This window comes from Pseudomonas sp. FBCC-B1667 (assembly GCF_059133255.1).
Genome location: NZ_CP101437.1, coordinates 5,395,986 through 5,418,244, shown reverse-complemented (window position 1 = coordinate 5,418,244; position 22,259 = coordinate 5,395,986). Strand labels below are relative to the sequence as shown.

Below are 22,259 nucleotides of genomic sequence, written 5' to 3'. Positions count from 1 at the left end.
TCCAGCCCACCACCGACCCCATGTGGGAGCGACCTGTGGCGAGGGTGCTTGCCCCCGTTGGGTTGCGAAGCGACCCCTGCGTTTCGAAGTCAAACCGCACTTAACGGGTTCCCGACTGCTTCGCAGCCGAACGGGGGCAAGCCCCCTCGCCACAAAAGCCCGCTCCCACAGGTGGGGAGCGGTGTCTTTCTCAGTGCTGCAAAATCTTGTTGAGGAAGTGCTGTGTCCGCTCGGCACGGGCGCTGATGTCACCGAAGAACTCTTCTTTCTGGCAGTCCTCGATGATCTTGCCTGCGTCCATGAAGATCACCCGGTCCGCCACTTTACGGGCGAAGCCCATTTCGTGGGTCACGCACATCATGGTCATGCCTTCGTGGGCCAGTTGCACCATCACGTCGAGTACTTCGTTGACCATTTCCGGGTCCAGCGCCGAGGTCGGTTCGTCGAACAGCATGACGATCGGGTCCATTGCCAGCGCGCGGGCAATGGCCACACGCTGTTGCTGACCACCGGACAGCTGGCCCGGATGCTTGTGCGCATGAGCCGACAGCCCGACACGCTCAAGCAGTTGCAGGCCTTTCTTGGTGGCCTCTTCCTTGCTGCGGCCCAACACCTTGATCTGCGCGATCGTCAGGTTTTCGGTGATGGTCAGGTGCGGGAACAGTTCGAAATGCTGGAACACCATGCCCACGCGCGACCGCAGTTTCGGCAGGTTGGTCTTCGGATCGGCAATCGAAGTGCCATCGACCACGATGTCACCTTTCTGGAACGGTTCCAGCGCGTTGACACACTTGATCAGGGTCGATTTGCCGGAACCGGACGGCCCGCACACCACGATCACTTCGCCTTTTTTGACCTCGGTGCTGCAATCAGTCAGTACCTGGAAGTCGCCATACCACTTGTTGATGTTCTTGATAGAGATCATACGGCAAACCTTTTTTGCAGACGCTTGACCAGCAGCGAGGCGGCAAAGCTGATTGTGAAGTACACGAGACCTGCGAAGATCAGGAACTCATTGGAGCGACCAATGATGTCGCCACTGGCGCGCGAAGCATTGAGGAAGTCCACCAGGCCGACCGCGTAAACCAGCGAGGTGTCCTGGAACAGGATGATGCTCTGTTGCAGCAACAGCGGGGTCATCTTGCGGAACGCTTGCGGCAGGATGATCAGACGCATCATCTGGCCGTACGTCATGCCCAGTGCCTGGGCTGCGCCCATCTGGCCCTTGGGAATCGACTGCACACCGGCCCGGACGATTTCGCAGAAGTACGCGGCTTCAAACATCATGAAGGCCACGATGCACGAGGCGAACGCGCCGATCGGGGTGTCTTCGCCGGTGATCCAGCGCAGTACAAACGGTACCGCCAGGTAGAACCAGGTGATCACCAGCAGCAACGGGATCGAGCGGAAGTAGTTAACATACGCGCCGGCCAGGTTCGACAGCAGTTTGCTGTGGGACAGACGGCACAGCGCCAGAACGGTGCCGAGAATGATCCCGCCGACGACGCCCAGCGCCATCAGTTGCAGGGTCATGACCATGCCATTCCACAAACCCGGCAGGGAAGGGATGATGCCCGAGAAGTCGAGTTCCATTATTTACCCCCTACGGAGATCAGGCCCGGTACGGCGACTTTCTTCTCGACCATACGCATCAGCAGCATCAGGCTCATGTTCAGGGTGAAGTAAATCAGGGTGGCCAGGGTGAACGCCTCGAACAGGTTGGCAGAGAACTCGGCAGTCTGTTTGGTTTGCGCAAGCAACTCCATCAGGCCGATCAGCGAGGCCACGGACGTGTTCTTGAACACGTTGAGGAATTCCGAGGTGAGCGGCGGAATGATGATCCGGTAGGCCTGGGGCAGCAGCACGTTCCAGTAGATCTGCGGCAGCTTGAACCCCATGGCGCGGGCCGCGGCTTCCTGACCTTTGGGCAGGGCCTGGATACCGGTGCGTACTTGTTCGCAAACGCGGGCGGTGGTGAACAGGCCCAGGCAGACAACGACGCTCAGGAACGCCGAGGTAACCGGGCTCAGGTCCTGTTTGTACCAGTCTTGCAGGTCTTGCGGCAGCAGATCGGGCACCAGGAAGTACCAGATGAACAGCTGAACCAGCAGCGGCACGTTACGGAAAAGTTCGACGTAGCAGGTCGCGATGCCCGAAACGATGCGATTCGGCACGGTGCGCATGACGCCCAGAATCGAGCCCAATGTCAGGGCAATGATCCAGGCCACGATGGCGATGGCAATGGTCCAGCCCAGGCCGGTGATGTACCAGTCGAGATAGGTCTCGCTGCCAACGCCGGTGGACTTGAAGAACACGCCCCAGTCCCAGTTGTAATTCATTAGGGTCTCCCCTCAGATCGATCGATGTACAAGTGCCCGCCTGGGGAAGCTCCGTTCCCACCCGACTTGAAAGTCGGGCACACACGACCGGCTCGACAGCCAACGGTTCGAGTGTTTCCAGAAATGCCAGCAGGGAGTGACAAACTCCTGGGAGGGCAGCGGCCCTCTCAGGAGATAAGGGTAGTCAGAAAATCAGGACTTCTTGTCGTCAGCCGCTTTGTCGGTCGGATTGGCGATCAGGGCCTTGAGCTCGTCGCTCATCGGGAAGTTCAGGTTCAAGCCTTTTGGAGGGATTGGCTGCATGAACCATTTTTCGTAGATCTTGTTGATCTCGCCCGACTTGTAGGTGGCAACGATCGCGTCGTCGACCGCTTTCTTGAACGGCTCGTCGCCCTTGCGGACCATGCAGCCGTAGATTTCGTAGGACTGTGGAGTGCCGGTGACGGCCCAGTCATCAGCCTTCTTGGCTTTGGCGGCTTCACCGGCCAGCAAGGCGTCGTCCATCATGAACGCAACGGCACGGCCCGATTCCAGCATCTGGAAGGACTCACCGTGGTCTTTGGCGGAGATAACGTTCATGCCCATTTGCTTGTCGGCGTTCATCGACTTGAGAATGCGCTCGGACGTGGTGCCCGCGGTGGTTACCACGTTCTTGCCTTTCAGGTCGGTGAAGTCTTTGTAGGGCGAATCTTTCTTGGACAGCAGACGGGTGCCGATCTCGAAGATGCCGACGGAGAAGTCAACTTGCTGCTGACGCTCGACGTTGTTGGTGGTGGAGCCGCACTCGACGTCCACGGTGCCGTTCTGCACCAGCGGGATACGGGTTTGCGAGGTCACGAGGTTGTATTTGACCTGGAGGTTGGGCATGTCCAGGTCTTTCTTGATGGCTTCAACGATCTTCAGCTGGATATCGTGGGAGTAGCCCATCGGTTTGCCGGAAGCGTCCGCGATGTACGAAAACGGAATGGAAGCATCACGATGCCCGAGGGTGATGACACCGGACTCTTTGATCTTTTTCAGGGTGCCGGTGAGTTCGGCGGCGAAAACCGGAGTGCTGATCAGAGCGGCAGCAATGGCTGCGCCCAGGATATGGGGAACGATGCGCATCAAATTTTCCTCGACATTGTTTTTTTTATGGAGCCAGTTCGTCGGCCCTTTTGTGCTTCGAACGCTTGTGGGCTCTTGAAGCGGCGCTACAAACATTCGTCGAAGAAGTGTAGAGCATGACTCATGCCAAGCCAGGATCGATAGATCAAGTTATTGATTAATAAGGGTATTTAGTATTGATGGTGTTATTTTTTGCGTGGAATAATCCGGTTAACCGAATCGACTGATGGGTCGCGTTCGGAAAACCGAATGCATTGATTTGCGCATAACCCTGGGGGGGCAGAATGCAAAAAGCCCCTGAATCTCTCGATTCAGGGGCTTTGCTTTAACCGATCGCCGATCAGGCCGCTTCAATCTTTCTGCGGTTCTGTTCGACCTTGCTCAGGTAATCCGCCAGCTTCTGCTGTTCGACAGCGGTGGTGAACAACCCCAGCTTGCTGCGACGCCACAGAATGTCATGCGCGGTGGTCGCCCACTCATCGCTGCACAGGTAATCGACTTCACGGGTATAGAGCCCGCCGCCGATGTGTTCACCCATGTCACTCAGGTTCTGTACGCCTTCGAGCATGCGCCAGGTGCGGCTTCCGTAAGTGGTGGCCCAGCGGCGGGCGATCTCGGTCGGTACCCAGTCGTATTTGTCGCGGATCAAGGCGCACAAGGCTTGCGGGGTGGTCATGTCTTCGCCGCCTGGCAGCGTGGCGCTGGCGGTCCAGCTTGGCTTGATGTGCGTGAAGTACGGTGCCAGTTGTGCCAGCGCCGACTCGGCCAGTTTGCGGTAGGTGGTCAGCTTGCCGCCGAACACCGACAGCAAGGGTGCTTCTTCACCGGTGCCCGACAGCGCCAGGGTGTAATCCCGGGTGACGGCCGATGGGTTGTCGGATTCGTCGTTGCACAGCGGGCGAACGCCGGAATAGCTGTGCAGGATATCGTCGCGGCTGATCTGCTTTTTGAAGTGGGCGTTGACGACTTTCAACAGGTAATCGGTTTCGCCCTCGGTGATGGCCACTTTGGCTGGATCGCCGGTGTATTCACGGTCGGTGGTACCGATCAGGGTGAAGTGGTTCAGGTACGGAATAGTGAAGACGATGCGCTGATCTTCGTTTTGCAGAATGTGCGCGTGTTCGCCTTCGTACAACTTCGGCACGATCAGGTGGCTGCCCTGGATCAGGCGGATACCGTACGGCGATTCCATCTTGAGGTCGTCACGAATGAACTTGGCCACCCACGGGCCGGCCGCATTCACCAGTGCCTTGGCGCGGATCGAAAACAGGCTGCCGTCGGCACGTTCCAGGTGCAGGTGCCACAAGCCTTTGGTGCGGCGAGCGCTGACGCAACGGGTCTGGGTGTGAACGTGGGCGCCTTTTTCGCGGGCTGCCATGGCATTCAGCACAACGAGGCGCGCGTCATCTACCCAGCAGTCGGAGTATTCAAAACCTTTGGTGATTTCGCTTTTCAGCGCGCTGTCCGGACCGAACTTGAGGCTTTTCGAGCCTGCCAGCTTTTCCCGCTTGCCAAGGTGGTCATACAGGAAAAGGCCGGCGCGAATCATCCATGCCGGACGCAGGTGCGGACGATGCGGCAGCACAAAGCGCATTTGCTTGACGATGTGCGGCGCCTTGGCCAACAGCACTTCGCGCTCGGCAAGGGCTTCGCGCACCAGGCGAAACTCGTAATGTTCGAGGTAGCGCAGGCCGCCGTGGATCAGCTTGCTGCTGGCGGAGGACGTGTGGCTGGCCAAGTCGTCCTTTTCACAAAGGAACACCGAAAGACCGCGGCCGGCGGCATCCGCTGCGATCCCTACGCCATTGATCCCGCCACCGATGACGGCGATGTCGTAGACCTCAGCGAGAGGGGGCGTAGGCAAGGTGGAAGTGGGCATCGGCTGGCCTCGGTGCTTGTTTTGTGTATTTGAATTCGAACATTAATGTTCATTTGCGAAAATGGTAGCCCATAAAGACGCCCACAGCCAGTTAACTTCGATTGAAAAAACTGATCGAAGGGCGGTTAAAGGAAAATTTACGAACATTTAGAATGGCGAGAGGGCGCGGGAGGGTTATTGCTTGGACGAATGTCATCGCGAGCAAGCCCGTTCCCACAAGTATTGCGTACACCCTGTGGGAGCGAGCTTGCTCGCGACGGCGTCGGTACAGACGCCGACGATGTGAGAGGTGTTAAACGACTTCGAGTCGAATCTTGTGCTGACTCAACAACTGCGCCAACGCCGGGACTGGCGGCTGATCGGTGACCAGGCAATCGATCAGGCTGATCGGCCCCAGGCGAATCATGGCGTTGCGCCCGAATTTGCTGGAGTCCGCCGCCAGAATCACTTGCCGCGCATTGGCAATGATCGCCTGCGACACCCGCACTTCCTGATAATCGAAGTCCAGCAGGCTGCCGTCTTCGTCGATGCCGCTAATGCCCACTAACGCGAAGTCGACTTTGAACTGATTGATAAAATCGACACTCGCCTGACCGACCACACCGCCGTCGCGCCGCACGTTGCCACCGGTCAGCAGGACGTCGAAGTCGTCCTTGGCGCTGAGCATCGAAGCCACGTGCAGGTTGTTGGTGATAATTTTCAGGTGATTGTGGTTGAGCAGCGCCCGGGCAATCGACTCGGTGGTGGTACCGATATTGATGAACAACGAGGCGTGATCGGGGATCTGGGCGGCAATGGCTTCGCCAATGCGCTGTTTTTCATCGCGCATCTGATCGGCGCGCATGGCGTAGGCGGTGTTTTCGACACTGGAATCGTAGGCCGCGCCGCCATGGTAGCGACGCAACAGATTGGCTTCCGCCAGCTGATTGATATCGCGGCGAATGGTTTGCGGTGTGACGACGAACAGCGTGGCCATTTCCTCGATACTGACGTAGCCGCGTTCGCGAACCAGTTCGAGGATTTGCTGCTGACGGGGAGGCAGATTCATGGGGCTTCCTTTGGGCTGCCGTGCAAAATTTGCCCATGATGCCGCAGGAATCCGCTCCCGACCAGTTACAACCTATCTGGAACCCGTTGTTGGCTTATTCAGCGCCTTCATGCGGTTCCCAGTCGCGGGTGCGGCTGACGGCTTTCTTCCAGCCGGCGTAGAGTTTTTCCTTCGCGGTTTCGTCCAGGGTCGGTTCGAATTCGCGCTCGATCACAGCCTTGCCGCGCAGTTCTTCCAGGCTGCCCCAGAAGCCACACGCCAGGCCGGCCAGGTAAGCAGCGCCCAGTGCAGTGGTTTCACGCATTTGCGGACGCTCGACCTGAGTGCCAAGGATGTCGGCCTGGAATTGCATCAGGAAGTTGTTCGCTACCGCACCGCCATCCACGCGCAGGGCTTTGAGACGTTCGCCGGAATCCTGTTGCATGGCGTCGAGCACGTCCCGGGTCTGGTAGGCAATCGATTCCAGCGCGGCACGAATGATGTGGTCCACGCGCACACCGCGCGTCAGGCCGAACAATGCGCCACGGGCATACGGGTCCCAGTATGGAGCGCCCAGGCCAGTGAAGGCCGGCACCAGGTACACGCCGTTGCTGTCTTTGACCTTGTTGGCGAAGTATTCGGTGTCATGGGCGTCATTGATGATTTTCAGTTCATCACGCAGCCACTGAACCGTGGAGCCGCCGTTGAATACCGCACCTTCCAGTGCGTACGCCACTTCGCCACGTGGGCCGCAAGCGATGGTGGTCAGCATGCCGTGCTTGGACTTCACCGCTTTGTCGCCGGTGTTCATCAGCAGGAAGCAGCCGGTGCCGTAGGTGTTTTTCGCCTGGCCGGGCTCGACGCACATCTGGCCGAACAGGGCGGCCTGCTGGTCACCGGCGATGCCGCCAATGGCGATGCCGCTTTTAGTGTGGCCGTAGATTTCCGAGGATGACTTAACCGTTGGCAGCATCTCGCGGGGAATATCCAGCACTTCCAGCATCTTCGCGTCCCACTCCAGGGTGTGGATGTTGAAGAGCATGGTGCGTGAGGCGTTGGTGTAGTCGGTGACGTGGACTTTGCCGCCGGTAAATTTCCAGATCAGCCAGCTGTCGACGGTGCCGAACAGCAGTTCGCCGTCGCGTGCACGCTCGCGGCTGCCTTCGACGTTGTCGAGGATCCACTTGAGTTTGGTGCCGGAAAAGTACGGGTCGGTGACCAGGCCCGTGGTGTCGCTGATGTATTGTTCGTGACCGTCGCGCTTGAGTTGCTGGCAGATCTCGGTGCTGCGGCGGCACTGCCAGACGATCGCGTTGTAGATCGGGCGGCCGGTGGTCTTGTCCCAGACCACGGTGGTTTCGCGCTGGTTGGTGATGCCGATGGCCGCGACCTGGTCGTGATGCAGGCCGGCTTGTGCCAGGGCCTCGACCATCACGGCGCTTTGAGTGGCGAAGATTTCCATCGGGTCATGTTCGACCCAGCCGGCTTGCGGGTAATGCTGGGCGAATTCGCGCTGGGCGGTGCAGACCACATTGGCATCGCGGTCGAAAATGATCGCGCGCGAGCTGGTCGTACCCTGATCGAGGGCAATGATGTAATTCTTGTTCTGAGTGTCGGTCATGTCGATTGCCTTGGACGAAAAAAGGGAGTGAAGTCAGGCGCGCGCCACTGGGGCAGGGTCACGCGCCTACGGTATCAAGAAGTGCTTGGTTTGCCGTCAATGGCCGATGTTGCTTCCTTTGTAGCAGGTGTGGCGCTGGGCAGATGACGGGCAATCAGCCCGCGATAGGCGGCAGCACCGAGGCAGGCACCGACAATCGGTGCAAAAACAGGAATCAGGAAGTACGGGATATCACGTCCGCCGGTGAAGGAAATTTCACCCCAGCCCGCGAAGAAAGTCATCAGTTTCGGACCGAAATCTCGCGCCGGGTTCATCGCAAAGCCGGTCAGCGGGCCCATCGAGCTGCCAATCACCGCAATCAGCAGGCCGATCAGCAGCGGCGCCATCGGCCCGTTGGGCAGGCCGTTGTTGTCATCGGTCAGGGACATGATCACGCCCATCAGGATCGCGGTGATGATCACTTCCACCAGGAACGCTTGGGCCGTGGTCAGGGCCGGGTTGGGGAAGGTCGAGAACACCGACGCCAATTCCAGGCTGGCCTGAGTGCCACGGACCATGTGGTGGGTTTGTTCGAAATCGAAGAAGAGATTGCTGTACAGCGTGTAGACCAGCAGCGCGCCGCAAAAGGCGCCCGCCACTTGGGCGAGGATATAAAACGGCAATTTACGCTTTTCGAAGTCAGCGAAAATGCTCAGCGCAATGCTCACGGCAGGATTGAGGTGCGCCCCGGAAACCCCGGCAGTCAGGTAGATCGCCATGCTGACGCCGACGCCCCAGATGATGCTGATTTCCCACAGGCCAAAGCTGGCACCCGCGACCTTGAGCGCGGCAACACAACCGGTGCCGAAAAAGATAAGCAGGGCAGTGCCCAGGAACTCCGCCATGCATTGGCTCGAGAGCGACGGTTGTTGTAAAGCAGTTGTCATTGAAAACCTCAATTTTTTTTGTTGTCTGGCGCTTTTTTCATCATGGTCGAAGCGCGATTTTCACCAAGGCAGGATCCCCATCCTGGTCTTGGTCTACTGCGGGTGCTGCCGTAGGAATTTCCGTGCTGTATTCAGATTCGAAAAAATATAGACAAGAAACACTGCTGTCAAAGGTCGAAAGTGAACTGTCGGTCACAATCCAACTATTAGTCAGGTGAATGATCGTATTGTTCACGCAGTGGTTCCTGCGCGGACGAACGGTAAGATTTGCCGCAGACCCTTGAAAACAGGGCCGCAATAGAGCCTTTTGCAAGTCGATGTCTTAGAATTCAATGCAGGATTTTCTACTGCCGCCCAGTCAGGAGCTGTCATGACCCCCGCATTGGATTTGTTGAAAAAAGTTCGAGCCGAACATCGCGTGCACAGTTACGAACATGATCCAAAGGCCGCGTCCTATGGATTGGAGGCTGCAGAGAAACTCGGGCTCGACCCGGCGCAGGTGTTCAAAACCCTGCTGGCGGCCAGTGAAAAAGGCGAATTGCTGGTGGCGGTGGTACCGGTCGTCGGGAGTCTGGACTTGAAGCACCTGGCGCATGCGGCGGGGGTGAAAAAAGTCGAAATGGCCGATCCGGCGGCTGCGCAGCGCGCCACGGGTTACCTGTTGGGTGGAATCAGTCCGTTAGGGCAGAAGAAACGTTTGCGTACTTTCATCGATAACTCGGCTCAGCCTTTCGCCAGCATTTTTGTCAGTGCCGGTCGACGTGGTCTGGAAGTGGAGTTGGCGCCAGCAGTATTGGCTGAGCACACGCAAGCGCAATTCGCCGATATCGGCCGTGTTTGAATCAGGGAGATAGTCATGCAGCTTGAATTTCACCAGGTCGACGCGTTCAGTGATAGGCCGTTCAGTGGCAACCCGGCGATGGTCTATCGGCTTGATGCCTGGCTCGCCGATGAGCTGATGCAGAAAATCGCCGCTGAACACAATCTCGCCGAAACCGCCTTCGTGGTGCGCGAAGGGCAGAGGTGGCACATCCGCTGGTTTACTCCGACCACCGAGGTGCCGTTGTGCGGCCATGCGACGCTGGCCAGCGCCTATGTGTTGTTTGAAATCTATAAAGAACCTGCCGAACGCCTGGACTTCATTTGCAAGTCCGGCCCGTTGAGCGTGAGCCGCGAAGGGGAGCGTTTGTGGCTGGACTTTCCGGCGATTACGCCTTCGGAAGTCGGCGTCACCCTGGACGTTGAGCGCGCCCTGGGTGTCGAAGTGGTCGATGTGCTGGGTTCAAACGAGTTGTTTGTGGTGCTGGAGTCCGAACAGGCTGTGCTCGACTGCCAGCCAGACATGGTCGCATTGGCGAAGCTGCCGTGGCCCGGGGCGATCGTAACCGCCAAAGGCAACAAGCATGATTTTGTCTCACGCTACTTCGCGCCGGCGATTGGTATCAATGAAGACCCGGTGACCGGCTCGACCCATTGCAGCCTGATTCCGTATTGGTCGAAACGGCTGGGTAAATCGAGCCTGACCGCGTATCAGTGTTCGAAACGCGGCGGGCAGTTGTTCTGTCGGTTGGAAGGTGATCGGGTAAAAATTGGCGGGAATGCGACGCTGGTTGCGAGCGGAACGCTGATGTTGGCCTAACGCAAAACAACTGTGGGAGCGAGCTTGCTCGCGATGGCGGCGTGTCAGTTAACGATAATGTCGACTGCTACACCGCTATCGCGAGCACGCTCGCTCCCACATTTGGATGGTGTGGATCAGTTGGCATTGCTGTAGCGGCGCACGCCCGATTCGACGGCCGGAATCTGCGCGGCAACGCTGCCCGATGCCTGAAACAGCACCAAGTGATCAGCCGCGACACGTATACCGACATCAGCACCGACCTGATGATCGGCATGGCTCGGAAAAATCGATTCCAGCTGCGCTCCGGTTGGCATCTGCAGCCGATACAACGTCGACGCGCCCTGGAACGACTTGCCGACGATTCGCGCTTTCAGCGAGCTGTCCGGTGCGTAGACGATATCGTCCGGGCGCAGCAACACATCCACCGCGCCGCCCATCGGCCAGGTGTAAGCCCGATTGCCGCGAAGTTCACCCAGCTCGGTTTGCACCGATTCCGGGCTGCTCAACTGGCCACGAATGAAGTAACCCTGGCCGATGAAGCTGGCCACAAACGGTGTCTGCGGTTCGTGATACAGGTTGTAAGGCGTGTCCCATTGTTCCAGCCGGCCTTCCTTGAACACGCCGACATGATCGCTGACGGCGAATGCTTCTTCCTGGTCGTGGGTCACCAGAATCGCGCTGGTGCCACGGGCCTTGAGAATGTCGCGCACTTCATGGCTGAGCTTGCGTCGCAGTTCGCCATCAAGATTGGAGAACGGTTCGTCGAGCAACAGCAGTTGCGGTTCCGGTGCCAAGGCACGGGCCAAGGCCACGCGCTGCTGCTGGCCGCCAGACAGTTCATGCGGGAAGCGCTTGCCGAGGTTGTTCAGGTTGACCAGTTCCAGCAGTTCCTCAATCACGCGATCCTTTTGCGGATGTTTGCGGATCCCGAAGGCAATATTCTCGCCCACGCTCAAATGCGGAAAAAGCGCGTAATCCTGGAACACCATGCCGATCCGGCGTTTCTCCGGGGCGAGGGTGAAACCGGCGCGGGAAAGGGTCTCGCCGGCCAAGGTGATTTCACCTTCATGCACCGGTTCGAAACCGGCAATCGCTCGCAACGTTGTGGTTTTGCCGCAGCCCGAAGAACCGAGCAGACAGCCGATGTCGCCGGCGTTCAAATGCAGGTTGAGGTTCTGCACGACCCGCTGGTCTTGATAGCCGCAGGCGAGGTTGCGCAGGTTAAGCAGTAATGGCTGGCTCATGCGTGGTGATACGAAGGCGGGACGAGAAATTCGAGCAGGGCCTTTTGTGCGTGAAGGCGGTTTTCGGCTTGATCCCAAGCGACTGAGCGCTTGTCGTCGAGCAGGTCGACGCTGATCTCTTCACCGCGGTGGGCCGGCAGGCAGTGCATGAACAACACGTCGTCCGCAGCCAGGTCGAGCAGTGCGCGATTGACTTGGTAGGGCGCGAACAGCTTAAGGCGCTTGGCGGTTTCTTCTTCCTGGCCCATGGAGGTCCAGACATCGGTGCTCACCAGGTGGGCGCCGCGCACGGCGTCCTTTGGATCGCGGACGATGGTCACACGATCGCCGGCCCTGGCCACGAAATCAGGGTTGGGTTCATAACCTTCAGGGCAGGCAATGCGCAGCTGGAAGTCGAACTGGATCGCCGCTTCTATATAGCTGTTGCACATGTTGTTGCCGTCGCCGATCCAGGCAACGGTCTTACCCTGGATCGAACCGCGATGTTCGAGGAAGGTCTGCATGTCGGCCAGCAACTGGCACGGGTGCAGGTCGTCGGACAGGCCATTGATCACCGGCACGCGGGAGTTGGCAGCGAATTCGGTCAGGGTGCTGTGGGCAAAGGTGCGGATCATCACCGCGTCGAGCATGCTCGACATGACGATCGCGCAGTCGCCGATCGGCTCGCCACGGCCCAATTGCGTGTCGCGCGGTGAAAGGAAGATCGCCTGGCCGCCGAGCTGGATCATGCCGGCTTCGAACGAGATCCGGGTCCGGGTGGATGATTTCTCGAAAATCATCCCCAGGACGCGGTTTTTCAGAGGCTCGAACAGTACGCCGCGGTTACGCAGGTCCTTGAGCTCAACGCCTCGACGGATCACGCTGACCAGCTCTTCGGGCGTGCAATCCATCAGGGAGAGAAAGTGCCTTGCGCTCATCATTGACTACCTTTTTGCTACAAACCGCAGATGCTCAAAGCCTTGTTTAACGGAACAACGGGCGAGACCTGCGGCGTAAGCCGCACGGGGCGACGAAATAGGGGAAGGCGCGATCTTATAATTAAATGTCGCGTCTTACCAATAGGGCTACGTTTTTTAGGGTGTTTCACAGGGCTACGGTCTGATCGCTTTAGCGCATTAGAAGCCTTTTTCCTTACGGTAGCCGCTCATTTGTACACTGGGGCTGCGGGGCATTGCAAACAAGCGGGGCGGCAATAGTTCAATGGCGGTCGCTTCTGACCCGGCGTCGAGGACTCCGCTGGGAATGTGCCTTTGTTGAAACATTTGCTAATGCAAAGTGCTGGGTTATAACTACCTGACGAGTGACGCAGGAAGCCTTCGAAATGGAATCGAAAGAACAGCTCTTAATGGATTTACTCGGCCTCACGGCTCGCTCCCTGACCCACCTCACCGCCTCAATGACCTCGATGTGCTTCGAATTGATGCGCAGTGAAGATGAGGTCACCAAGGCCGCTGGTCGACGGATGATCGACCGTATGGCAACCATCAGCACCGGGCTCGACGAGCATTGGCGGCTGATCGGCGAGCTCACCGAGGTGCATGTTCCCCAGGAACAAGTCCAAACCCTTCAGGAAATCCAGTTTCAGGCGCCACCCCGGTTGCCGCCGAACTAAGTTCTTACGGCCATTGGCTGGCCTGATGGGGGCCGATTCACAAGACGAACGTCGCTGGCGCAGGCGCGTGTCTGGCGCCATAGTTTTGATCCCGCGGCTGATATTGCCCGCCCAGAACAAGACAGAGACTGGCCATGACCAAGACTCTCCATCACCGTGCCTGCCACTTGTGTGAAGCCATTTGCGGCCTGACCATCGAAACCACCGAAGCTGACGGCGCGGTGCAGATCACTTCGATCAAGGGCGATCCGCTGGATACGTTCAGCCGTGGCCACATTTGCCCCAAGGCGGTGGCCCTGCAAGATATTCAGAACGATCCGGATCGTCTGCGTCAGCCGATGCTGCGCGTGGGCAGCGAATGGCAGCCTATCGCGTGGGAAGACGCCTTCAGTCTGGTAGCCGAACGCCTCGCGGCGATTCAGGAGCGTCACGGGCAGAACGCGGTGGCGGTGTACCAAGGCAACCCCAGTGTGCATAACTATGGGTTGATGACCCACAGCAATTATTTCCTGGGTCTGTTGAAAACCCGTAACCGTTTTTCCGCGACGTCCGTCGACCAGTTGCCGCATCACCTGACCAGCCATTTGATGTACGGCCATGGGTTGTTGTTGCCGATTCCGGACATCGATCACACCGATTTCATGCTGATCCTGGGCGGTAACCCGCTGGCTTCCAACGGCAGCATCATGACCGTGCCGGATGTGGAGAAGCGCTTGAAGGCGATTCAGGCCCGGGGCGGCAAAGTCGTGGTGGTCGATCCGCGTCGCAGCGAAACGGCAGCGATTGCCGATCAGCATCTGTTCGTGCGTCCCGGTGGCGATGCGGCGTTGTTGTTCGGGCTGCTCAATACGTTGTTCGCTGAAAACCTGACGCGTGAGAGTCATTTGCCGATCGACGGTCTGGATGATGTACGTCAGGCTATTGCCACGTTTACCGCCGAAGCCATGAGCCCGTTGTGCGCCGTGCCGGCCGAACAGATCCGCCAATTGGCCCGGGATTTCGCGGCAGCGCCGACCGCGGTGTGTTACGGGCGCATGGGCGTCTCGACCCAAGCGTTCGGTACGCTGTGCCATTGGCTGGTGCAATTGATCAATCTGGTCACCGGCAACCTTGATCGCGTCGGCGGTGCGTTGTGCACCGAGCCAGCGGTGGACCTGGTGGCGTCGACCTCGGGCGGGCATTTCAATCGGTGGCAAAGCCGAGTGTCCGGGCGTCCGGAGTACAGCGGTGAATTGCCAGTATCAGCTTTGGCCGAAGAAATGCTCAGCGAAGGGGAAGGGCAGGTCCGCGCGTTGATCACCGTCGCCGGCAATCCGGTGCTGTCCACACCTAATGGCCGGCAACTGGAACAGGCGCTGGATGGCTTGGAGTTCATGGTCAGCGTCGACCTGTACATCAATGAAACCACGCGCTATGCCAACCTGATTTTGCCGTCGACCTCCGCCCTGGAAAACGATCACTACGACACCACGTTCAACCTGTTCGCGGTGCGCAACGTGACGCGTTTCAACCGGGCGATTCTGGCCAGGCCTGACGGCGCGCTGCATGACTGGGAGATCTTTGTCGGCCTGGCCAAGGCGTTTGCCGCGAAGACTGGAAAGGAACTCAAGCCGACGATTCCTCCTGCGCAAATGATCGACCTTGGCTTGCGGATGGGGTTATATGGCGATGCGTCGGAACACAAGCTGTCGCTGGCAACCTTGTTCGACCATCCGCATGGGGTCGACCTGGGCGCATTGAAATCCAACCTCGCGCCACGTTTGAAAACCGCCAATCAACGCGTGCAGGCAGCGCCGCCGGTTATCCTTGCCGACCTCGCACGTTTCGCCGCACTACCAGCACCGGCCGCTGATCAGTTGCTGATGATTGGCCGCCGTCATGTGCGAAGCAACAATTCGTGGATGCACAACTATCACCGCTTGGTCAAAGGCAAACCACGTCATCAATTGCTGATGCACCCGGACGACCTGTCCAGTCGCGGGCTCAGCGATGGACAACGTGTGCGGGTGAGTTCACGGGTCGGGATGATTGAGGTGGAAGTGGTCGCCAGCCTGGACATGATGAAAGGCGTGGTCAGCCTGCCCCACGGCTGGGGGCATGCGCGGCCGGGTGTACAAATGACGATTGCCAGTGGTCAGCCGGGTTCCAGCGCCAATGACCTGACCGACGAATGTCAGCTCGACGAGTTGTCAGGAAATGCGGCGTTGAACGGCGTGCCGGTCACTGTGTCGGCGGCGTGATCGTGTCTGTCGGGGAGACCGAGCATGGCGCTCGGGTTTCCGTTACAATGCGCCACCGTGCCGACCTCTGAGTCGGAAAGTTCAGCCGAGGTGCTCCATGGATATCATCGAAACGATTAAAGAGCAGATTGCTAACAACACCATTCTGCTTTACATGAAAGGTTCGCCGAATGCCCCGCAGTGTGGCTTCTCCGCGAAAGCTGCGCAGGCCGTGATGGCATGTGGCGAAAAGTTTGCGTACGTGGACATCCTGCAGAACCCGGAAATCCGCGCCAACCTGCCGAAATACGCCAACTGGCCAACTTTCCCGCAACTGTGGGTCGGTGGTGAGCTGGTCGGCGGTAGCGACATCATGACCGAGATGGCGGCTGACGGTTCGTTGCAGACCACGATCAAAGCCGCTGTTGAAGCGGCTGCTGCCAACAAGACCGAAGCCTGATTCGATCTCTGTAGGCAATACAAAAGCCCCGCCTCTTTAAAAGAGAGCGGGGCTTTTTAATGTCTCGTGTTTAGCGGGCGCTCACTTACTCGTCTTCGCCCATCTGCGATTGCAGGTAGTTCTCAAGGCCTACTTTATCGATCAGGCCCAATTGGGTTTCCAGCCAGTCGATATGTTCTTCTTCAGATTCGAGAATATCTTCGAGCAGTTCACGGCTACCGAAGTCGCCGACCGTTTCACAATGAGCGATGGCAACTTTCAGATCGGCGTGGCCGGTGCGTTCGATACGCAGATCGCACTCAAGCATTTCCTGGGTGTGTTCGCCGATGTGCAGCTTGCCCAGGTCCTGGACGTTCGGCAGGCCTTCAAGGAACAGGATGCGTTTGATCAGCTTGTCCGCGTGCTTCATCTCATCGATGGATTCGTGGTACTCGTGCTTGCCCAGCTTGTTCAGGCCCCAATCTTCATACATGCGCGCATGCAAGAAGTATTGATTGATCGCGACCAGCTCATTGGCAAGGATCTTGTTGAGATGCTGGATGACTGTTACGTCGCCTTTCATGATGGGGTCCTGCCCTGAGTAGCTGTCAATAAGGCTGAGTTTGAGCCGCGCATGTCAGGGTGTCAAACCTAAGTTATTGAAACTTATATGAAAATTAATCGGAATAAGAATGTTTGTGTTCCGCGTCTAGGGCGTAAGCGATTGATTTTCAGGCATAAAAAAACCGGACATCAGTCCGGTTCTTTGAAAGAGGGGCGCTTACGCGGCAGTAAATTCTACCGGGAAAGGAATCGCTGCCTGGGCCGATTGCAATTTGGTCAGGGTTTCGCGAACCACTTCCTTTGCAAGGCAAGCGCATTTGCCGCATTGGCTGGCGACGCCGGTGGCCTGGCGGACTTCCTTATAGCTGCAGCAACCTTCATAGATTGCATCGCGGATTTGACCGTCGGTGACACCAGTGCAGAGGCAGACATACATAAGAAAAAACCGTCGCTGGTTGTGACTCAATTGCGATGGATCTTAATGTTAACGAGAATGATTGTCAAAGTGGTTTCTGAAAGCTTTGCGTTATAAGCGGTCGCCACCGACGAACGGTTTTCATCCAGGCAATCTGCCAGTAATGCCCTCCATCGCAATTTTAACCGTCCTGCAAAAAAACCGTTGAGGACAGCCTAAAAACGCCGTGTATGATGGTCGGTCCTTCGAAGGGGGTCGTGTCACAGGGCTGTCGCCTGAGGGTGGCAGGCTGATGCGAATCCAGTTCTTCACGTTAATAGACCAGGAGATATCCAATGAGCGTACTCGTAGGCAAACAAGCCCCGGACTTCACCGTACCAGCCGTCCTCGGCAATGGCGAAATCGTAGACAGCTTCACCCTGTCGTCGGCCATCAAAGGCAAATACGGCCTGGTGTTCTTCTACCCACTGGACTTCACCTTCGTTTGCCCGTCCGAGCTGATCGCTCTGGACAACCGCATGGCGGACTTCAAGTCCCGCAACGTTGAAGTGGTTGCCGTGTCGATCGACTCGCACTTCACTCACAACGCCTGGCGCAACACCCCGGTGAACAATGGCGGTATTGGCCAGGTTCGCTACACCATGGCTGCCGACATCAAGCAGGAAATCATGAAGGCCTACGACGTTCAGTCCGCTGACGGCGTGGCTTTCCGTGGCGCGTTCCTGATCGACGACAAAGGCGTTGTCCGCTCGCAGATCATCAACGACCTGCCGCTGGGCCGTAACATGGAAGAGCTGATCCGTCTGGTCGACGCTCTGCAATTCCACGAAGAGCACGGCGAAGTTTGCCCTGCCAACTGGAAAAAAGGCGACAAGGGCATGAACGCTTCGCCAGAAGGCGTTGCTGCTTACCTGACCGAGCACGCTGCGGCACTGTAAGCCCAAGCGTCAGGCATAAAAAAACCGGCCTCAGTGGCCGGTTTTTTTATGCGCAGGATTCATCAGCGACAGATCAGTCGTTGAAGTCTTCCCAGCCGCCCATCTGTTTCCAGCGATTGACGATGCCGCAGAACAGTTCGGCCGTTTTCTCGGTGTCATAACGAGCCGAGTGCGCCTCACGACCGTCGAAGTCGATATCCGCCGCCTGACAGGCTTTGGCCAGCACGGTTTGACCGTAAGCCAGGCCGGCAAGGGTCGCGGTGTCGAAGCTGGAGAACGGATGAAACGGGTTACGTTTCATGTCCAGACGTGCGACCGCTGCGTTGAGGAAGCCCAGGTCGAAGCTGCTGTTGTGGCCAACCAGAATCGCCCGTTTGCAGCCGTTGGCTTTCAGGGCTTTGCGGATGCCGCGGAAGATATCCGTCAGCGCCGCTTCTTCACTCACGGCCATGCGCAGCGGGTGATCGAGTTTGATCCCGGTGAATTCCAGTGCCGCCGCTTCGATGTTCGCGCCTTCAAAGGGCTCTACACGGAAGAAATAGGTGTGATCGGGGTACACAAACCCTTTCTCGTCCATGGCGATGGTGGTTGCAGCAATTTCCAGCAGGGCGTCGGTGGCCGAGTTGAAACCACCGGTTTCTACGTCGACGACGACCGGCAGGTAACCACGGAACCTGGCTGCCATTGGATGACGAGGACCGCCTCCACCGCCTTGACCGTCCTGTTCGTCATCGAAATGGTCTTCACTCACGCGTGTTCCTCCAGCAGGCGCCAGCGCAGTTTTTCACCGGCGCGCAGCGGGATAACGGTCAACTCGCCAAATGGCAGGCTGGTTGGGGCGGTCCACTCATCGCGGACCAGGGTAATGCGGTCGGTGTTCGCCGGCAGGCCATAGAAACGCGGGCCGTTGAGGCTGGCGAAGGCTTCGAGTTTGTCCAGCGCGTTACGCTGTTCGAACGCTTCAGCGTACATCTCGATGGCTGCATACGCGGTGTAGCAACCGGCGCAGCCGCACGCGGCTTCTTTGGCGTGCTGGGCGTGGGGGGCCGAGTCAGTGCCCAGGAAGAACTTTTCGCTGCCGCTGGTGGCGGCGTCGAGCAGGGCTTCCTGGTGCGTATTGCGCTTGAGAATCGGCAGGCAATAGAAGTGCGGCCGAATCCCGCCTACCAGCATGTGGTTGCGGTTGTACAGCAGGTGATGAGCAGTGATGGTTGCGCCGACATTGGCCGAAGCCTCGTTGACGAACTGCACGGCATCGGCGGTGGTGATGTGCTCGAACACCACTTTGAGCGTCGGGAAACGCTCGACCACACGGCGCATGTGCTCATCGATGAAGATTTTCTCGCGGTCGAACACGTCGACATCGCCACGGGTGACTTCGCCGTGGATCAGCAAGGGCATTCCGACTTCGGCCATGGCCTCAAGAGCAGGAAAGATCTTGTCGATGCTGGTGACGCCAGAATCCGAGTTGGTGGTCGCGCCGGCCGGGTACAGCTTGGCGGCGTACACGAAACCGCTGGCCTTGGCCTCGCGAATTTCTTCGGGCTGGGTGCGGTCAGTCAGGTAAAGCACCATCAACGGTTCGAAGCGACTGCCGGCCGGGCGTGCAGCGAGGATTCGCTGGCGATAGCCGTCGGCTTCAGCGGCGTTACGCACCGGAGGTACCAGGTTGGGCATGATGATGGCGCGACCAAAGGTGCGCGCAACATCCGCAACGGTATTGGTCAACACGGCACCATCGCGAAGATGAATGTGCCAGTCGTCGGGACGCAGCAGGGTCAGGCGGTCGGACATGAGGGGATTCCAGGCGGGTCAAACTCAGGGGAATGCTACCGGAAAAGACTCTTGCAGGCACTCGCTATCAAGTTTTGCAGGAACCTACCGATATGAATCAGGTATGCCGGAAACATGCGTGTGTCGGTCTTTTTGTTGTAGAAGCCAGTGGAGCCTCCCGTGCGCCAGCGTTATTTAGCCTTGCTCAGTGTGTTTGCCAGCCTTCCTGCGATGGCGCTCACTTTCCAGACGCGTCTGGAGAGCATCGAGTGGACGGTCGAAGGCGACAAGTTCGAATGCCGCCTGACTCAGCCGATCACCGATTTCGGGTCGGGTGAGTTCGTACGCCGTGCCGGTGAGCAGGCGATATTTCGTCTGAATACCTACAACGCGATGATCGGCGGCGGTTCGGCGACCTTACTGGCAGCGGCCGCGCCGTGGCAGCCGGGGCGTGGCGACATCAATCTGGGCTCGGTGCGCCTGGGCAGCGGCAATGTGCTGTTCAATAGCTCGCAAGCTCAGGCCGGGCGCTTGATCAGTGGCTTGATCGATGGCCGCAGTCCGGTGATCCGGCATGCCTCTGGTGATGGCCGGGTGTCGGAAGTTCGGCTGTTGCCGGTCAAGTTCAGCAAGGCATTCAACGACTACCAGAGTTGCGTGGCGAAACTGTTGCCGAAAAATTTCGAACAGGTCAAACAGTCCGAAATCACTTTCACGGGTGCCGAAGGTATTGATCTTGATGCGCACGCCAAGGCGCAGTTGCAAGTGATGCTGGAGTTCATGAAGGCTGATCCGTCGGTCAATCACATCGAGCTCGACGGGCACTCCGACAACAGCGGCAATCGCCTGGCCAACCGTGAACTGTCGCGCCGCCGCGCATTGGCGGTGATGGATTACTTCAAGGCCAACGGCATTCAGGAATCGCAGATCACCATGCGCTTCCACGGCGAGCGCTACCCTGTGGCGCCGAATACCAACGCCGCCAACCGCGCAAAAAATCGACGGGTTGCCGTGCGTCTGGAACGCGTCGCGCCGACCGAGAAAGTCGCGCCTCAAGGGGCGACACCGGGAAGCGCCGCGACGACCTCCTGACCCTCCGAAGTCGTCGCTCGCTCGACAGAATCTGTCGCTTCGTCGTCATAAGCTGTCGCGCCACTGTAAATTATTTCGTATGACCGGTAGACTTCACGGCTTTCCGTAGAACCCCGTGGAGTGATGGCATGGCGGACGTAAACAAGGTCGTTCTGGCGTATTCCGGCGGCCTGGACACTTCGGTGATCCTCAAGTGGCTGCAGGATACTTATAACTGTGAAGTGGTGACCTTCACCGCTGACCTGGGTCAGGGCGAAGAGGTCGAACCTGCGCGCGCCAAGGCACAGGCCATGGGCGTCAAAGAGATCTACATCGACGACTTGCGCGAAGAATTCGTGCGCGATTTCGTTTTTCCGATGTTCCGCGCCAACACCGTTTACGAAGGCGAGTACCTGCTGGGTACTTCCATCGCTCGTCCGTTGATCGCCAAACGCCTGATTGAAATCGCCAACGAAACCGGTGCTGACGCCATTTCCCACGGCGCCACAGGCAAGGGCAACGACCAGGTTCGTTTCGAACTGGGTGCGTACGCCTTGAAGCCAGGTGTGAAAGTGATTGCTCCGTGGCGCGAGTGGGACCTGCTGTCCCGTGAAAAGCTGATGGATTACGCTGAAAAGCACAACATCCCGATCGAGCGTCACGGCAAGAAAAAATCCCCGTACTCGATGGATGCCAACCTGCTGCACATCTCCTATGAAGGCGGCGTGCTGGAAGACACCTGGACCGAGCACGAAGAAGACATGTGGAAATGGACCGTCTCCCCGGAGAACGCTCCAGACAAACCGCAATACCTGGAACTGACCTACCGTAACGGCGACATCGTTGCACTGGACGGCGTCGAAATGACCCCGGCCACTGTGCTGGCGACACTGAACCGTATCGGTGGTGAACACGGTATCGGCCGTCTCGATATCGTCGAGAACCGTTACGTCGGGATGAAGTCTCGTGGCTGCTACGAAACCCCTGGCGGCACCATCATGCTGCGCGCTCACCGTGCGATCGAATCGATCACCCTGGACCGCGAAGTGGCTCACCTCAAAGACGAGTTGATGCCCAAGTATGCCAGCCTGATCTACACCGGTTACTGGTGGAGCCCTGAGCGTCTGATGCTGCAACAGATGATCGATGCATCCCAGGCCCACGTGAACGGCGTTGTTCGCCTGAAGCTGTACAAAGGCAACGTGATCGTGACCGGTCGCAAGTCTGACGAATCGTTGTTCGATGCCAACATCGCGACCTTCGAAGAAGACGGCGGCGCTTACAACCAGGCCGATGCGGCGGGCTTCATCAAGCTCAACGCCCTGCGTATGCGCATTGCCGCGAACAAAGGCCGCAAGCTGTTCTGAGTCTTTTGAGCGGGTAATAGAAGTGTGGCCTTGTCGGTGACAAGGCCACACCTCGCAAGAGGGATGTTCTGCCTGTTGTTCATTTAGCGTTTAGCTT

Annotated in this window: 23 protein-coding genes; 8 read left to right on the top strand and 15 right to left on the bottom strand. The window is 58.2% G+C overall.

Annotated features, from left to right (window positions below; translation table 11 throughout):
• Nucleotides 1-190 precede the first annotated feature (190 nt).
• The 9 genes from NL116_RS25050 to NL116_RS25010 form a co-directional block, all read right to left on the bottom strand.
• Nucleotides 191-925: an amino acid ABC transporter ATP-binding protein gene (locus NL116_RS25050; RefSeq protein ID WP_494374494.1), complete on the bottom strand. Its 735-nt coding sequence runs from the start codon at nt 923-925 to the stop codon at nt 191-193.
• On the bottom strand, nt 922-1,593 hold the full coding sequence (locus NL116_RS25045; RefSeq protein ID WP_494374493.1) for an amino acid ABC transporter permease: 672 nt from the start codon (nt 1,591-1,593) through the stop codon (nt 922-924). The genes NL116_RS25050 and NL116_RS25045 overlap by 4 nt, the downstream gene beginning before the upstream one ends.
• Nucleotides 1,593-2,339 (bottom strand): amino acid ABC transporter permease, encoded by a 747-nt coding sequence (locus NL116_RS25040; protein ID WP_494374492.1) that lies wholly within the window; start codon nt 2,337-2,339, stop codon nt 1,593-1,595. Before NL116_RS25040 ends, NL116_RS25045 begins: the two co-directional genes overlap by 1 nt.
• Before the next feature lie 192 nt (nt 2,340-2,531).
• The gene (locus NL116_RS25035; protein WP_494374491.1) at nt 2,532-3,446 is read right to left on the bottom strand and encodes a glutamate/aspartate ABC transporter substrate-binding protein; all 915 of its coding nucleotides are present in this window, start codon (nt 3,444-3,446) and stop codon (nt 2,532-2,534) included.
• Nucleotides 3,447-3,786: 340 nt separating this feature from the next.
• The gene (gene glpD, locus NL116_RS25030; RefSeq protein WP_494374490.1) at nt 3,787-5,325 is read right to left on the bottom strand and encodes a glycerol-3-phosphate dehydrogenase; all 1,539 of its coding nucleotides are present in this window, start codon (nt 5,323-5,325) and stop codon (nt 3,787-3,789) included.
• 292 nt (nt 5,326-5,617) lie between these two features.
• Entirely contained in the window at nt 5,618-6,373 is a 756-nt protein-coding gene (locus NL116_RS25025; protein WP_007943555.1) for a DeoR family transcriptional regulator, read from the bottom strand.
• A gap of 94 nt (nt 6,374-6,467) precedes the next feature.
• Nucleotides 6,468-7,973: a glycerol kinase GlpK gene (gene glpK, locus NL116_RS25020; protein ID WP_494374489.1), complete on the bottom strand. Its 1,506-nt coding sequence runs from the start codon at nt 7,971-7,973 to the stop codon at nt 6,468-6,470.
• Between the two features lie 74 nt (nt 7,974-8,047).
• Nucleotides 8,048-8,899: an MIP/aquaporin family protein gene (locus tag NL116_RS25015; RefSeq protein ID WP_494374488.1), complete on the bottom strand. Its 852-nt coding sequence runs from the start codon at nt 8,897-8,899 to the stop codon at nt 8,048-8,050.
• A 40-nt stretch (nt 8,900-8,939) separates the two neighbouring features.
• The gene (locus NL116_RS25010) at nt 8,940-9,134 is read right to left on the bottom strand and encodes a hypothetical protein (RefSeq protein ID WP_494374487.1); all 195 of its coding nucleotides are present in this window, start codon (nt 9,132-9,134) and stop codon (nt 8,940-8,942) included.
• 135 nt (nt 9,135-9,269) lie between these two features.
• On the opposite strand from NL116_RS25010, the gene ybaK reads away from it, so the two are divergent.
• Nucleotides 9,270-9,740, top strand: a complete 471-nt coding sequence (gene ybaK, locus NL116_RS25005; protein WP_494374486.1) for a Cys-tRNA(Pro) deacylase — start codon at nt 9,270-9,272, stop codon at nt 9,738-9,740.
• 15 nt (nt 9,741-9,755) lie between these two features.
• Entirely contained in the window at nt 9,756-10,538 is a 783-nt protein-coding gene (locus NL116_RS25000; RefSeq protein ID WP_494374485.1) for a PhzF family phenazine biosynthesis protein, read from the top strand.
• 116 nt (nt 10,539-10,654) lie between these two features.
• Here NL116_RS25000 and NL116_RS24995 read toward each other — a convergent pair whose 3' ends face one another.
• Nucleotides 10,655-11,764 carry an ABC transporter ATP-binding protein gene (locus tag NL116_RS24995; RefSeq protein WP_494374484.1) on the bottom strand — a complete coding sequence of 370 codons (1,110 nt, stop codon included), beginning with the start codon at nt 11,762-11,764 and terminating at the stop codon, nt 10,655-10,657.
• Nucleotides 11,761-12,681 (bottom strand): ornithine carbamoyltransferase, encoded by a 921-nt coding sequence (gene argF, locus NL116_RS24990; protein ID WP_494374483.1) that lies wholly within the window; start codon nt 12,679-12,681, stop codon nt 11,761-11,763. Before argF ends, NL116_RS24995 begins: the two co-directional genes overlap by 4 nt.
• Before the next feature lie 404 nt (nt 12,682-13,085).
• Between argF and plzR the strand changes: the two genes are divergently transcribed.
• The 3 genes from plzR to grxD all read left to right on the top strand — a co-directional run bounded on the left by plzR (nt 13,086) and on the right by grxD (nt 16,055).
• A complete protein-coding gene (plzR, locus tag NL116_RS24985) occupies nt 13,086-13,376 on the top strand; it encodes a PlzR type 4 pili assembly inhibitor (protein WP_494374482.1) in 291 nt (96 codons plus the stop codon).
• 134 nt (nt 13,377-13,510) lie between these two features.
• The gene (locus tag NL116_RS24980; RefSeq protein ID WP_494374481.1) at nt 13,511-15,616 is read left to right on the top strand and encodes a molybdopterin oxidoreductase family protein; all 2,106 of its coding nucleotides are present in this window, start codon (nt 13,511-13,513) and stop codon (nt 15,614-15,616) included.
• A gap of 97 nt (nt 15,617-15,713) precedes the next feature.
• Nucleotides 15,714-16,055, top strand: coding sequence for a Grx4 family monothiol glutaredoxin (gene grxD / locus NL116_RS24975; protein ID WP_007943565.1), 342 nt, complete (start codon nt 15,714-15,716; stop codon nt 16,053-16,055).
• 85 nt (nt 16,056-16,140) lie between these two features.
• Here the strand turns inward: grxD and bfr are convergent, their stop codons facing one another.
• The gene (gene bfr / locus NL116_RS24970; RefSeq protein ID WP_494374480.1) at nt 16,141-16,617 is read right to left on the bottom strand and encodes a bacterioferritin; all 477 of its coding nucleotides are present in this window, start codon (nt 16,615-16,617) and stop codon (nt 16,141-16,143) included.
• A gap of 198 nt (nt 16,618-16,815) precedes the next feature.
• The gene (locus tag NL116_RS24965) at nt 16,816-17,034 is read right to left on the bottom strand and encodes a bacterioferritin-associated ferredoxin (protein ID WP_007943567.1); all 219 of its coding nucleotides are present in this window, start codon (nt 17,032-17,034) and stop codon (nt 16,816-16,818) included.
• A 314-nt stretch (nt 17,035-17,348) separates the two neighbouring features.
• Here NL116_RS24965 and NL116_RS24960 point away from each other — a divergent pair, with 314 nt between their 5' ends.
• Nucleotides 17,349-17,951, top strand: coding sequence for a peroxiredoxin (locus NL116_RS24960; RefSeq protein WP_027922844.1), 603 nt, complete (start codon nt 17,349-17,351; stop codon nt 17,949-17,951).
• A 73-nt stretch (nt 17,952-18,024) separates the two neighbouring features.
• Here NL116_RS24960 and rnt read toward each other — a convergent pair whose 3' ends face one another.
• A complete protein-coding gene (rnt, locus tag NL116_RS24955) occupies nt 18,025-18,702 on the bottom strand; it encodes a ribonuclease T (protein ID WP_027922845.1) in 678 nt (225 codons plus the stop codon).
• A complete protein-coding gene (gene pyrC / locus NL116_RS24950; RefSeq protein ID WP_027922846.1) occupies nt 18,699-19,745 on the bottom strand; it encodes a dihydroorotase in 1,047 nt (348 codons plus the stop codon). The genes rnt and pyrC overlap by 4 nt, the downstream gene beginning before the upstream one ends.
• Before the next feature lie 159 nt (nt 19,746-19,904).
• Here pyrC and NL116_RS24945 point away from each other — a divergent pair, with 159 nt between their 5' ends.
• Together NL116_RS24945 and NL116_RS24940 are read left to right on the top strand one after the other, a co-directional pair.
• Nucleotides 19,905-20,816 (top strand): flagellar protein MotY, encoded by a 912-nt coding sequence (locus NL116_RS24945; RefSeq protein ID WP_494374479.1) that lies wholly within the window; start codon nt 19,905-19,907, stop codon nt 20,814-20,816.
• Nucleotides 20,817-20,944: 128 nt separating this feature from the next.
• A complete protein-coding gene (locus tag NL116_RS24940; RefSeq protein WP_027922848.1) occupies nt 20,945-22,162 on the top strand; it encodes an argininosuccinate synthase in 1,218 nt (405 codons plus the stop codon).
• Nucleotides 22,163-22,259: the final 97 nt, after the last annotated feature.

What these genes read in the sequence shown, in the direction of transcription:
- NL116_RS25025 (WP_007943555.1), bottom strand. Translation starts at nt 6,373, where the DNA reads ATGAATCTGCCTCCCCGTCAGCAGCAAATCCTCGAACTGGTTCGCGAA.
- NL116_RS25000 (WP_494374485.1), top strand. Translation starts at nt 9,756, where the DNA reads ATGCAGCTTGAATTTCACCAGGTCGACGCGTTCAGTGATAGGCCGTTC.
- NL116_RS25035 (WP_494374491.1), bottom strand. Translation starts at nt 3,446, where the DNA reads ATGCGCATCGTTCCCCATATCCTGGGCGCAGCCATTGCTGCCGCTCTG.
- NL116_RS24965 (WP_007943567.1), bottom strand. Translation starts at nt 17,034, where the DNA reads ATGTATGTCTGCCTCTGCACTGGTGTCACCGACGGTCAAATCCGCGAT.
- NL116_RS24980 (WP_494374481.1), top strand. Translation starts at nt 13,511, where the DNA reads ATGACCAAGACTCTCCATCACCGTGCCTGCCACTTGTGTGAAGCCATT.
- NL116_RS24995 (WP_494374484.1), bottom strand. Translation starts at nt 11,764, where the DNA reads ATGAGCCAGCCATTACTGCTTAACCTGCGCAACCTCGCCTGCGGCTAT.
- ybaK (WP_494374486.1), top strand. Translation starts at nt 9,270, where the DNA reads ATGACCCCCGCATTGGATTTGTTGAAAAAAGTTCGAGCCGAACATCGC.
- NL116_RS25015 (WP_494374488.1), bottom strand. Translation starts at nt 8,899, where the DNA reads ATGACAACTGCTTTACAACAACCGTCGCTCTCGAGCCAATGCATGGCG.
- NL116_RS25040 (WP_494374492.1), bottom strand. Translation starts at nt 2,339, where the DNA reads ATGAATTACAACTGGGACTGGGGCGTGTTCTTCAAGTCCACCGGCGTT.
- grxD (WP_007943565.1), top strand. Translation starts at nt 15,714, where the DNA reads ATGGATATCATCGAAACGATTAAAGAGCAGATTGCTAACAACACCATT.
- glpK (WP_494374489.1), bottom strand. Translation starts at nt 7,973, where the DNA reads ATGACCGACACTCAGAACAAGAATTACATCATTGCCCTCGATCAGGGT.
- NL116_RS25050 (WP_494374494.1), bottom strand. Translation starts at nt 925, where the DNA reads ATGATCTCTATCAAGAACATCAACAAGTGGTATGGCGACTTCCAGGTA.
- NL116_RS25045 (WP_494374493.1), bottom strand. Translation starts at nt 1,593, where the DNA reads ATGGAACTCGACTTCTCGGGCATCATCCCTTCCCTGCCGGGTTTGTGG.
- plzR (WP_494374482.1), top strand. Translation starts at nt 13,086, where the DNA reads ATGGAATCGAAAGAACAGCTCTTAATGGATTTACTCGGCCTCACGGCT.
- NL116_RS24960 (WP_027922844.1), top strand. Translation starts at nt 17,349, where the DNA reads ATGAGCGTACTCGTAGGCAAACAAGCCCCGGACTTCACCGTACCAGCC.
- bfr (WP_494374480.1), bottom strand. Translation starts at nt 16,617, where the DNA reads ATGAAAGGCGACGTAACAGTCATCCAGCATCTCAACAAGATCCTTGCC.
- argF (WP_494374483.1), bottom strand. Translation starts at nt 12,681, where the DNA reads ATGAGCGCAAGGCACTTTCTCTCCCTGATGGATTGCACGCCCGAAGAG.
- pyrC (WP_027922846.1), bottom strand. Translation starts at nt 19,745, where the DNA reads ATGTCCGACCGCCTGACCCTGCTGCGTCCCGACGACTGGCACATTCAT.
- NL116_RS24940 (WP_027922848.1), top strand. Translation starts at nt 20,945, where the DNA reads ATGGCGGACGTAAACAAGGTCGTTCTGGCGTATTCCGGCGGCCTGGAC.
- glpD (WP_494374490.1), bottom strand. Translation starts at nt 5,325, where the DNA reads ATGCCCACTTCCACCTTGCCTACGCCCCCTCTCGCTGAGGTCTACGAC.